Annotated in this window: 11 protein-coding genes; 7 read left to right on the top strand and 4 right to left on the bottom strand. The window is 52.4% G+C overall.

The window, feature by feature from the left end; all coding sequences use genetic code 11:
- Positions 1 to 1,408: 1,408 nt before the first annotated feature.
- The 5 genes from tumA to QNK41_RS02755 all read left to right on the top strand — a co-directional run bounded on the left by tumA (position 1,409) and on the right by QNK41_RS02755 (position 3,282).
- Complete coding sequence (tumA, locus tag QNK41_RS22915) at positions 1,409 to 1,639, top strand: antitoxin TumA (protein ID WP_413815105.1); 231 nt, start codon at positions 1,409 to 1,411, stop codon at positions 1,637 to 1,639.
- On the top strand, positions 1,629 to 1,925 hold the full coding sequence (locus QNK41_RS02745) for a hypothetical protein (RefSeq protein WP_319253507.1): 297 nt from the start codon (positions 1,629 to 1,631) through the stop codon (positions 1,923 to 1,925). Before tumA ends, QNK41_RS02745 begins: the two co-directional genes overlap by 11 nt.
- Positions 1,926 to 2,033: 108 nt before the next feature.
- The gene (locus QNK41_RS22920; RefSeq protein ID WP_413815106.1) at positions 2,034 to 2,231 is read left to right on the top strand and encodes a DUF6516 family protein; all 198 of its coding nucleotides are present in this window, start codon (positions 2,034 to 2,036) and stop codon (positions 2,229 to 2,231) included.
- A gap of 387 nt (positions 2,232 to 2,618) precedes the next feature.
- A complete protein-coding gene (locus tag QNK41_RS02750) occupies positions 2,619 to 2,873 on the top strand; it encodes an AbrB/MazE/SpoVT family DNA-binding domain-containing protein (protein WP_319253509.1) in 255 nt (84 codons plus the stop codon).
- A gap of 4 nt (positions 2,874 to 2,877) precedes the next feature.
- Complete coding sequence (locus QNK41_RS02755; protein ID WP_319253511.1) at positions 2,878 to 3,282, top strand: type II toxin-antitoxin system VapC family toxin; 405 nt, start codon at positions 2,878 to 2,880, stop codon at positions 3,280 to 3,282.
- A 450-nt stretch (positions 3,283 to 3,732) separates the two neighbouring features.
- Here the strand turns inward: QNK41_RS02755 and QNK41_RS02760 are convergent, their stop codons facing one another.
- Complete coding sequence (locus QNK41_RS02760) at positions 3,733 to 4,932, bottom strand: MFS transporter (RefSeq protein WP_319253513.1); 1,200 nt, start codon at positions 4,930 to 4,932, stop codon at positions 3,733 to 3,735.
- Between the two features lie 58 nt (positions 4,933 to 4,990).
- Positions 4,991 to 6,109 carry an aminotransferase class I/II-fold pyridoxal phosphate-dependent enzyme gene (locus QNK41_RS02765; RefSeq protein WP_319253515.1) on the bottom strand — a complete coding sequence of 373 codons (1,119 nt, stop codon included), beginning with the start codon at positions 6,107 to 6,109 and terminating at the stop codon, positions 4,991 to 4,993.
- Between the two features lie 663 nt (positions 6,110 to 6,772).
- Here QNK41_RS02765 and QNK41_RS02770 point away from each other — a divergent pair.
- Positions 6,773 to 8,215, top strand: a complete 1,443-nt coding sequence (locus QNK41_RS02770; RefSeq protein ID WP_319253517.1) for a trimethylamine methyltransferase family protein — start codon at positions 6,773 to 6,775, stop codon at positions 8,213 to 8,215.
- 67 nt (positions 8,216 to 8,282) lie between these two features.
- Here QNK41_RS02770 and QNK41_RS02775 read toward each other — a convergent pair whose 3' ends face one another.
- Positions 8,283 to 8,957 carry a hypothetical protein gene (locus QNK41_RS02775; protein ID WP_319253519.1) on the bottom strand — a complete coding sequence of 225 codons (675 nt, stop codon included), beginning with the start codon at positions 8,955 to 8,957 and terminating at the stop codon, positions 8,283 to 8,285.
- Complete coding sequence (locus tag QNK41_RS02780; protein ID WP_319253521.1) at positions 8,936 to 10,429, bottom strand: hypothetical protein; 1,494 nt, start codon at positions 10,427 to 10,429, stop codon at positions 8,936 to 8,938. Before QNK41_RS02780 ends, QNK41_RS02775 begins: the two co-directional genes overlap by 22 nt.
- A 316-nt stretch (positions 10,430 to 10,745) precedes the next feature.
- Between QNK41_RS02780 and QNK41_RS02785 the strand changes: the two genes are divergently transcribed.
- Entirely contained in the window at positions 10,746 to 11,324 is a 579-nt protein-coding gene (locus QNK41_RS02785; protein WP_319253523.1) for an NUDIX hydrolase, read from the top strand.
- Positions 11,325 to 11,662 lie beyond the last annotated feature (338 nt).

An 11,662-nucleotide genomic window follows, 5' to 3' on the forward strand; every position in this document is an offset into this window, starting at 1 on the left:
TTAATAGGACATATATATGAATGTTAAAAAAATGGCAAGTTTTTACATAATTTTCATTCAAGAATGGTTTTTTTGATCGTCATCTGTTGTCGAGGGCCTGAAAAATAGTCCCAACGGGCCGAAAGCGTTCAGCATTCATAATGTAGGATTTAGAAAGAAGGTCGTTGGTTAGTTTTATTGGTTAACCTGGTTTGATTGGTTGGTTTGTTTAATTTGTTCAATTGGTTACTAATTAAGCCGTAGGCTGAACTTAACCTTGTCTGTGTGCGTTCGTGTGTGTCCGCCTGCCCTGTTAAATTCACGCCAGTGACAAGCGTAGCGGATTTAACCGGGGTGTCCAGAAAAACTCAGTTCTCTCTGTGTCCTCTGCGGTGAGTCTCTGTTTTCGATCCTGACGATCCTGTCAATCCTGTCACGAGATAGCTGTTGACTGTCCCGTATGGCATGTATTTTTTTCATTCGATGTTCGATGTTCGATGTTCGATGTTCGATGTTCGATGTTCGATGTTCGATGTTCGATGTTCGATGTTCGATGTTCGATGTTTAACAAAGGGGTCAAGGATTCAAGGGTTCGAGGGTTCAAGTGAACCCAACAAACTCAACAAACCTTCAGCCAGTGAAACTCACCGAAGGTGACAGCGCAGCGAATTTCACCGGGCCAACGAACATAACAAATCCAACTTAAGCCAGTGAAACTTTTTATCCCGTGAAATCGCGCAGCGAGCATCATCATTTCACCTGGGACCCGAGGGTGACAGCACAGCGTATTTCACCGGTCTAAAACACCCTTTGCGTCCTCCGCGCACTCGAGCGCAGCGGGCGGTGAATAAAAAACAGGCCTATAGGCCGAAGGTTGAATTATCCAACGACCACAACCTACCACCCACAACAAACCCGATCGCAACCCCGCTATGCGGGATAAACTGGGCGGTGAGAAAAGCAATTGTTAATGATGAATTCTTAATTTTGAATTAAGGTATCGGAATCGTTTAATAATTTAAAATTCAAAACTCAAAATTAATATTGTCTGTGTAAGTCAGTGTGTGTCCGCCTGCCCTGTTAAATTCACGATAGTGAAGAGCGAAGCGAATTTAACCGGGGTGGCTAAAAAGCAGGTAGGAGGTAGAAGGTTGAAGTCTGTTAGCACTTATTTTCTCACCGCAAAGACGCAGTGAAAATTTTTCAGAGTTCAGTTTTTTCTATGATCTGTCATTTTCCCTCTCAGAAATTAATTTAAACACCCTTTGCGTTCTCCGCGGCTCGAGCGAAGCGGGCGGTGAGTTTTCAACCAACGACCTACAAAAAAGGAACCAATTATACCTCGGTATTGAGGCTCGTTGACACTCCTGTAATGAGCCGCTATAATTTTAAAAAATAGAAAGCAAATCTATAAATGATGGTAGGCGCTATGCAAAAGCACATAATCGAATATGATACCTCCCTCGATGCACTTATTTCAGTGACGAAGCGCCTCAGCACATATGAGAACCGCTATCACATAATGTCAGAGTTATTTTTCGATAAATATCGAAAAGGCCAAATGGGAGATGACATAGATTTTATTGAATGGTCCAATGATTATCAGCACTATTTGGAGATCAGGTTAAGCGTAGAAAGAAAGCTGCAGAATGTTGCCTGATATCCTGAAACATTACATTGAGGATGTCGAATCAGCGGTTCGGATTTTGAATGACGTCTACATCGAGCGCTATGAAGTAGAAATTTTGACATTCGAACGAGTGAATCTGAGAATCCGCATTCGCTTTGCACAAGGACACCTTTTTGAGTTGAACGAAGCACTCATTGCAAAAAAGGAAAGTATAACTCAGGTTGAGCGATTGTCGAGCTTGCCGCAGAACAAAGGAAGCTGGCATTCCGCTATAGTGGACTATGCGGGATGTCGGCTGACACCGGTTATGCGGTGAGATCGACCATCCCAACGGGTTTCAATTTTTTAAGATCAGTAAACCGCAAAAGCAAAGAATACAAACCAATTATGGTATCTGTAAAAAATTGAAACGCTCAGTTTGGGTATGACCCATCTTGGCGCCCAGTACCATTTTCAAGATGATCAAAACAAGTTGCTTTTCAGGTACGACAACACCCCTCACTATCCGAAGCTTGATTCATTTCCGCACCACAAGCATTTGGCTGACAAAGTCATTTCATCAAAAAGACCATCGCCGCGAAGCGCAATTCTGGAGGCTGCTCAGAAATTAAACGAACAATAGTAAAAAATAATGGGACACAGATTTGCACGGAAACAGCAGATAAAGATTTTGTATGTTCTTTTTTCAGCGACAGCTGACAACCCCAACGCCCTATCCGTGTTCATCGGCCTGCCCCGTTCAATTCACGCCAGTGAGGAGCAAAGCGAATTTAACCGGGGCGGCAATCCGCGTCCCGAAAACTCCGCGCCTCTGCGAACTCGAGCGAAGCCCCGCTATGCGGGATAAACTGGGCGGTGAAAATACATCTATCAACAACACGTCAAGTAAGGCAGAAATGATTGACAATATCTTACTTTGAGGGTAATGATTCTGTAAAAGAGAGATCATTGAACAATCGGGTTCAACAACCATCCAAGGTGGAACCGCATTCGTACCAGGAAAACTAGAATGGAAACCCTCAAATCAAAAGTGACTTCAAAAGGTCAGATCGTCATCCCCAAAGAAATCAGGGCGCGATATGGCATAAAAAAGGCGACGATCATCCATTGGATTCAAAAGGGAGAGGGGGTGCTGATGATCCCCGATTCAGAGGACCCGGTCATGGCAGCCAAGGGTATGATTCCAAAATCAGGACTGATTGAAAAGCTTTTGCAATATAGACGAGCCGACCGATTGAAAGAAAACGGTGCTCAAAATAGATAATTACGTGCTCGACAGCTATGCCCTCATCGGCTATCTCGAAGATGAGCCTTTTGCAAAATGGCTGCAGCAGCTATTGCTATCGGCACGCAAAGGGCGATGCCGACTGTATATTCATGCCATTCAACTCGGTGAGGTTTACTATATCACCTTGAGGGAACAGGGCAAATCGGTTGCCGATCTTGCATATGCACGTATAAAGGCTTTTCCGGTTACCATTATTGATGTCATTGATGAAAAGTTGTTGTTGTCTGCAGCGTCATTGAAAGCCACATTTCAGGTTTCTTATGCCGATGCTTTTGCAGCGGCGCTTTCCGGGATATATGATGCCGTTCTTCTGACTGGCGATCCAGAGTTCGCAGCTTTAGAAGAAAAAGGCCTTCTATCAATTAAGTGGTTGAATAGAATTTAGGGCGAAGGTCGTAGGTTAGTGGTAGGTTATGATTTCGTTTGGTTGGTTTAATTTGTTCAATTGTTCGGAATGAATAGAAAATATAGCAGTTGACTGTCCCGTAAGGCATGTATTTTTTTCATTCGATGTTCGATGTTCGATGTTCGATGTTCGATGTTCGATGTTCGATGTTCGATGTTCGATGTTCGATGTTCGATGTTTTAACAAAGGGTTCAAGGGTTCGGGGTTCGGGGTTCAGGGTTCGGGGTTCGGGGTTCGAGGGGTCGAATGTCCAATATCCAATCTCGAATCTCGAAGGATTGATTCGGTGCGCGATGGCGATCATTGAAAAGACAGCATACCTTCCTTCATCATTCTGCGGTTCCTTGATCGAAATTGGATATACGCTTTGCCTGTCTGGGAAGTTTCCGCTAAATCTTCGAGTCTCTTAAAATATCAGTTCTGGGAACCTCACGTCGTAGTGACCCGGTTTTTTCCCACAAGCGATTTCATGCAGACCAGGCCTGCTGTCGGTCCTGCGGCCAGCAGGACGAGCAGGTATTGCGGGGGCACCATGGCCGCGATCCACTGCATCAGTGACAGGCTGACCACGGTGATGGAAAACCCGATGCAGTTGACCAGGGTCAGGGCGCTGCCCACCAGTTCCGGCGGCGCCGTGCGGGCCACGATGGTTGAGAATTGTGGCGAATCCCCCACCACGGCCGTCCCCCAGAGCAGCATGAATGCCAGGAACAGGGCAGGGGGGGCAGCGAAAAAGAGGGGAGAGAAAAGACAGCAGATGCCGGAGACCGCCAACTGGATGAAGGCCACCCGCGCGCTGCCCACGCGCGCCGAGACCAGTCCGCCGACGCTGCATCCCACGCTGCCGATACCGATGATCAGAAAGCTCCAGAAAGAGACATTGCGGGAAAGGCCGGGAACGCTCGACAGGTATGCCGCCAGAAAGACCGGCACAAAAGCCCACAGGGTATAGAGCTCCCACATGTGGCCGAAATAGCCCAAGGCGGCGGCGCGGAGTTCCCGATGGCCTAACAGCGTGAGGACTGCCCGCGGATTGAATCGGGTCCCCACCGCCAGGTAAGGCCCGTCCGGAATCAGCAGAAACATCGACAGACCGCCGAGCAGGCATACGCCTGAAGAGAGAACGATGACAGCCTGCCAGGGCACCGATGACAGTCCGCCTTTCAACAGGTGGGGAAAGGCCGTGCCCAGCACCAGCGCCCCGATGAGAAAACCCATGGCGTTGCCCAGACCTTTCTGATACCACCCGGCGGCGATCTTCATACCCACCGGGTAGATACCCGCCAGTAAGAACCCGGTGATGAATCGAAGACCCAGCAACCATGCCAGACTGTTGCCTGCCAGGCCGGTGAGCAGGTTGGACAGGGCGCCCGCCACTGCGCACAGCAAAAAGATCCGCCGCGGCGAAAAGCGATCGGAAACGGCGAAAATGGCGAAGACCAGCGTGCCGGCGATAAAGCCCAATTGAACCGCACTGGTTATCCAGCCGGCCATGGGTGACGGTGAAGACCAGTGCTGCATTAAGTCTGCAAGTACCGCATTTCCCGAAAACCAGATGGAGCCACCGGCGAATTGTGAAAAGACAATGACCGGCAACGTCCAGGGTGGACGCTTGATCGTGCCCGTCACGATCGGCCGCATCGGTGTGGGTTGCCGTATGCGGGCCCCGGTGAGATTCCGGCAACGATCATATGACGTCCAGTGCCTGATTCAGGTCGTCGATCAGCGTCTGCACCGCTTCGACACCCACGGAGAGGCGCACCAGATTTTCGCTGACACCGGCCTTCTCACGGGCTTCGGGGCTCAGCGCCGCATGGGTGTTGGTCAGGGGCTGGTTGGCCAGGCTGGTGACACCGCCCAGGCTGGTGGCGAGCTTGATCGTCTTCAAGCGGTCCATCACCTGTTTGGTTCCGTCGAAGTCCGAAGCCACCTCAAAGCTGAGCATGCCGCCGAAACCGGTCATGCGTGCGCTGGCAATCTTGTGGTCAGGATGAGCGGGCAGTCCCGGGTAGTGCACGGCGGTGACTTTGGGGTGCGCGGCCAAGAAACGAGCGACCGCCATTGCGTTTTGATTGTGTTTGTGCATGCGAAGCTCAAGGGTCTGCAGGCCGCGAAGGGTGAGGAATGCGGTCATGGGATCCATGACTCCGCCGAATATTTTTCTGCGGTTCCAGATGCGGTCCGAGCAGGGTTTGTTGCAGCAGACGAATCCCGCGGTGACGTCGTGGTGTCCGCCCAGGTACTTGGTGCCGCTGTGAATAACCACGTCGACCCCCCATTGTACCGGATGCTGGTTGATCGGTGATGCAAAGGTGGCATCCAGCAGCACCAGAGCCCCTTTGGCGTGGGCGGCGCTGGCCAGCGTCGGGACATCAACCACGCGGAGCAGGGGATTGGTTGGCGATTCCAGATAAAGCAGCGTCAGGCCCTTGTCTATTTCAGCCAGGATTTCATCGGTTTTCCAACAGTTGACATAGGTGACATCCACGCCGAACCCCGGTAGAACGGTATTCATCAGTTCAAAGGTGCCGCCGTAGATTTCCCGGGTGGTCACGATTCGGTCGCCGGTCTGCACGTGGGCCAGAACGGCGGTAGAGATGGCGGCCATGCCCGAACTGAAACCCAGGGCGTGGTCGTAGCCTTCCAGGTGGGCCACGGCGTGTTCCACCTCCACCACCGACGGGTTGTCCCATCGGGAGTAGATGTATCCGCTGTGGTTCTGGACCACATCGATCAGGTCATCGGAATTGTCGAACTTATACGTGGCCGTCATGTAGACCGGCGGAATTACGGGTTTCCCTTTCACTTTGCGCTTTCCTTTCAGTGCTGCCGAGGCTTGATTTTTTTCAATGTACCTGCCAGCAGGCGTCGATACTCTTCGAGAGAGGTACGCTAAAAGAAATGACCTGATAATTCAACATCCTTTTTCTGATTTTTCCTTAACAACCGTTTCCATTGTGTCGGGTCAGGGAAAATCGGCTATGCCGGTAAGCGATGCAAAGGAATTCAGGAGTCAGAATACAAGAAGTCAGAAGAAGGGATCGCCTTCGGCTCAGTCATTTGTATAAACTTGTTAAAGTGCAACGATTTCCTTTTTCTTCTGGCTCCTGACTACTGGCTCCTGGATTCTCGGAACCCACTCAGACCGGGGCATAGCCATCTTCAAGGGTCTAACAACTCCTGTCACCCTGGGTCAGGATTCTTTATTCCCTACAGAATCTTCCGGTTTGGCCGATACCTTAGCAAACAGGACTGTCCGCTGAGAAAATCCGTTTGACTTTTGGGCGGGAAACGGGCAGATGGCTAACCTGCGGCAATTTCTTTTGGACGCCGGTGGTTTTTCTTGCTGAGTGCTTGCTGCACCATTTTAAACGTTCATCTGATGATTGACCGAGATACGCAACCTGCTTGTCTCAGGCCCTAACGGCATCTTACCCCTGCAAAGGGGCACAACATGGGAGCGCTGCAGATGACCGACCGAATGCAGGTGTTTACAAGGGACGAAATCAACCTGATCCATGATGCGTCCATGGAGATCCTTTCGGAAACCGGCGTCAAGTTTAACTCCGAAGAAGCGTTGGACCTGTTCCGGCAGCACGGATTCACGGTCACCAACCCAAGGGTGTATATCACTGAAAAAGAGGTGGTTCGTGCCTTAGAGACGGTACCGTCCCGGTTTGTGGTGCACGCCCGCAACCCGAAATACAACGTGGCCATCGGCGAAGATGACTTCGTTTTCCTGCCCACCGCCGGGGCGCCCAATGTCTCCAATGCCGACGGCGTGCGACGGCCGGCAACCATGGATGACTATTTCACGTGCTGTAAACTGGTGCAGACGTCCGATCAGTTGGACATGAACGGCTACCTCATGGTTCAGCCGAACGATGTGCCGTCCCAGATCACCCACTTGGATATGATGCTTGCCAACCTGACCCTGTGCGACAAGGCCTTTTGTGCAGGCAGCAATTTCCGGCAGGCCGCGCTGGATTCGGTGGAAATGGCCGCGATTGCCTGGGGGGGGCTGGACGAGCTGAGAAAGCAGCCGGTGATGCCCGCCGTGGTGCATGCAGCCTCACCGCTCAAGTACAGCCCGGAAATGGCTGAAATCATCATCGACCTGGCCCGGCTGGGCCAGCCGCTGGTGATCACCGATATGGTGCTGGCCGGCACCAGCGGCCCGATCTCCCTGCCGGGGCTGATGGCCATGGCCAATGCCGAGATCCTGAGCGGCATTGTCCTGTCCCAGTTGGCCGGACCGGGAACGCCCGTGGTATATGGATCGGTATCGGCACCATCGGACATGCGCACCGTCTCTTCTGCCGTGGGTGCACCGGAAGCGGTGGTTCTGGCATCCGCAGTGATCCAGCTGGCCCGCCATTACCAAATTCCCTGCCGCACCGGCGGCATGCTGACCAATTCGCATTGTCTGGATTCCCAGGCGGCGGCCGAAGGCACCCTGATGATGAGCACGGCGGTGAGAAACGGCGCCAATTTTATTCTTCACGCCTGCGGTCAACTGGGTTCCTACATCTCTATGAGTTTTGAAAAATGGATCCTCGACGAAGAGGTCTGCCGAACTCTGCGGCGGGTGATCACTGCCATGGACATCAACGTGGAATCCATTGACGTGGCGACCATCAAGAGCCTGGGCAGTGATGGAAACTATCTTACCCATCCCACCACGTTCAAACATTGCAGGAGCCTTTACCAACCCCATTTGTTCACCCGTGACGACTATCAGAAATGGGAATCCGAGGGCGCCCGCTGCGTGGCCGATAGAACGGAGAAGATGCTGGCAGACCGGCTGGCCAATTATGAAAAGCCCCCCATCGACCAGGGGGTCGAACAGGCGTTGGCGGAATACGTGAGCCGGCAGAAAAAGCGGTTGATCGAAAAAAAATTCATCTTTTAAAAAAAAGAAAAGCACCCCGGCATGATAGGCATGTCGGGGTGCGTTGGTCATCGGGTTGGGATACAGCCTACAATGAAAACATATTGTCCAGCCGCTCCAGGTCATTGATCACTCGCCAGGCCCCTCCGCCCGACTCCGCTTTGTCCCGCCACTGATCCACTCGCTGCATATAATTTTTGGGATCGCGAATATCGTCCCGAAGCTTGGTGACATTCAATGCGATGATGTTGAACCCTTCCAGTCGAAAGGGAACATCCCGCACGTGGCCGCGGGCCAGTTCTTCTTTCAGATCCGAGAAAATCAGGATGTATTTCTGGCCGGATCCTGCTTCGTTCAGGTATTCGACTGCCTGCAGGAGTCCCCCGGAAATATCCGTGTGGCTGCTGCCCGCCACCGACGACACAAAATCGGCCACTTGCTTCTGAAAGGCACGCTTTTGCGTGTTGGCCACCGACGGACGCTGGTCGAAGGTGACTTTGGCGACGATGTCCTTTTCGCTGAAGCTTCCCGTATCGATGCGGGCCACGGCCATGGTGTCCCCGGGGGCCAGGCTGCCCAGGAGGTAGTTGATGATGGTCCGGGCCTTGTTGAGTTCCTCGGTATAGGTGCCCGAGGTGTCCACCAGCATGTACACCCCCTTGGTGTGGTCCATCTTTTGGGTACATCCCATGGTAATCAGCACGGCCGCAAACAACGCGGCGGCAATTATCGCGCGTAGGTTCAGTCTGCTGTTTTTTTGCATGGCGCCGCCTCCTCCAACATGGTCATGGATTGGTTCTTTGTGGCAGAGCCATCTTCCTCCGGTTTCGGCACCGAGGGCGAGGCAGTTATTTTTCGAAGAATCAGTGCCTCCAGCCAGAGGGCCGGGAAGATGATCAGATCGTATACATTAACCACCAATCGGCCCAGGTAATAGCCCAGGTTGCCCGCCAGGCGAAGAAGAAACCCCAGTGCGCGCAGCGCCCAGGCGCCGGCCACACCGAGCACGGTCCGTGATGACGAAACAAAGGTCTCGAATGGCATGGCCACTGTGGTTAGGATGAAGGGCAGGATGAATCCCAGGATCATCTGGCCGATCATGGGAATATTGCTGGCGGCCACGGCAGTGGGTTCCACGCCGGCCAGACTCTGTCTCAGCGCCTCCATGTCTGCAGCGATGCGATCGCGCATGAAGGCCAGAGACGATTCAACACCGGCCAGAATGGTCAGCATGGCCAGCAGGATAAAGAAGAACCAGGTGCGCTTTTTGTCGTCGAGGCAGCCGATTACCGAAAAGAGTCGGGTGAAACGCAGGGCGTCCATGAGAAAGATTCCCACGACGACTTCCAGACAGACGATGAATATGCCGGCCACATCGGATGTTTTGAACGCTCCGATATAACTGGCACCGCCTACCATTTCGGACATGGGCAAGGCAACCAGATTGAAGTTGATGATGGCACCGATGACAAACACACCCAGCACCAGTCCGGAGGTGAAGAACTGGGTCAGCGAGGACGACGAAAGTTGACGTTCCGCAATATCGGTGTGTGTCCTGACGGTCTCATAGTTGGTGATGCATTGGTCCACCGCCTGGGAGCGGCCGGTCAGGTCGGCGATGGCTTTTTCGATTCCCTTGAGGGCTTTGTCGGTGGCACGCCACTGGGGGACCATGCGGGAGAGGATACCGTGGCGGTCCGACACCGCTTTTCGATGGCCCTCGAGGGCGGCCTTGTGTTGTTCCTTCAATGTGTTGTGGATATCTTCGAGAAGGTTGGCCACCATGGGGTCACCCGAGGGTTTGATGCCGGCGATGGCATCGATCACCTTGACCCAGTCCGACAGACCCTGGGGAATTTCAGCGGTTTCGCGGTAATCGTCTTCAAGCTTTAACAGATCTTCACGCAGCTGTCGCTGCAACTGGGGGTAGCCTTCCAGGTTTCGTTCCACGGCCGTGCTGATCCGCTCGAATTCGCGTTCCGTCCGTCGCTCGGCATGTTCGACACCGGCAGCCAGCAATACTTCCCGGTTGCGTGCTTCGAGCCGCTGGCGGGCCATCTTCACCGAAGCGGACGCCACGCGCATGGCATTGTAAATCACCCGGCCCAGCGAGCCCATTGAATCATGAAAGGGCCGGCGTGCAAAATACATGGCTGCGATGCTCAAAAAAATCCATACCAGAACCGACAGGATCGGAACCGGCGTGATATTGAACAAAATGGTTGCATCTGGCATGATATCCTCCATTCATTCAGGGTTATCAGACCCATCCAGCAATTCATATGCCGACATGTTAATTTCAACGGCAACATCGAATTCAGCAGGTTCTGAAACCGCTGAAGCGATAGCCAGATGATGGTTAGATTATTGAAATAATAACGTATAATAATTTTTTGGTTTGATGTGTGACCAGGCCCGGCCAGCTGGTTTAGCAATCATACGGATGCGGAAGGAGGGGGCGGTGTGTATTTTTGTGCATAGCCTGTTTCGTTATGGTCAACCCCGAACCACGCCGTGCCTGCCCACCCACAAGTTTAAGGATCATGGATAAATGAAACTGACCACGTTTAATACGTTGTTTAGCGATCGGTTTTTAAGCCTTTTTGAAATCAAATACATTGATCGTGAGGGCCAGCCGAACACCTGGCAACTGGTGTCACGTGAAAAGAAAGGACCCAAATGTTTTACCGGGCGTCTGGAAACGGCGGACGCCGTGGTCATCGTTCCCTACCATCGGGAGCGCAAGCAGTTGGCGGTCATTCGAGAATTCAGGATAGCCCTTGGCGGCTTTCAATATGGATTTCCCGCCGGCCTCGTGGAGCCGGGTGAATCGGTCGAGACTGCTGTCAGGCGTGAATTGATGGAGGAAACCGGATTGACGGTCGTTCGGCACCACCGAACCAGTCCGGTCGTTTTCAGTTCCTCCGGGATCACCGACGAATCGGTTATCATTGCTCATGTGGACTGCGTTGGAGATCCCTCGGACGCCGGAAACAGTGCCTCGGAGCAGATCGAAACCCTGTTTGTCGGTAAAACGGAGGCAGAACGCCTCTGCCGGGACGACACCCTTCTCATGGATGTCAAGACATGGCTGGTGCTTTCCGGATTTGCCGCTGGTGGCCTTTGGTAGAGACGTCGGCTGCCGGGGTCGGAACTATATAGTGTCCTTCCAGGAATGGTAGACCCCAATATTGCATAAAAATATTTAAAAAGTTAGCTAAACCATTGGAAACATATTTTATATTGTTAAGTTGCTATCATTTTCTGGATGTCACGAATGGTGAAGTCCAAGAATGTCACGGTTTTTCTCATTTTTTTACCTTTCAGGAAAGCTGGAGGGCTTCAGATCCCCGTCTTCAACGGGATCTGCGACCCGCGTAGTCAAGGGATCGCGGTAGCCGATTACAGCTTCACCCTTGACGCCTTGTTGGAGCGAAGCAGAAATCCCGCTACCGGGGGCTCTCAAGC

Source organism: Desulfosarcina sp. (assembly GCF_033791525.1).
Lineage (GTDB): Bacteria > Desulfobacterota > Desulfobacteria > Desulfobacterales > Desulfosarcinaceae > Desulfosarcina.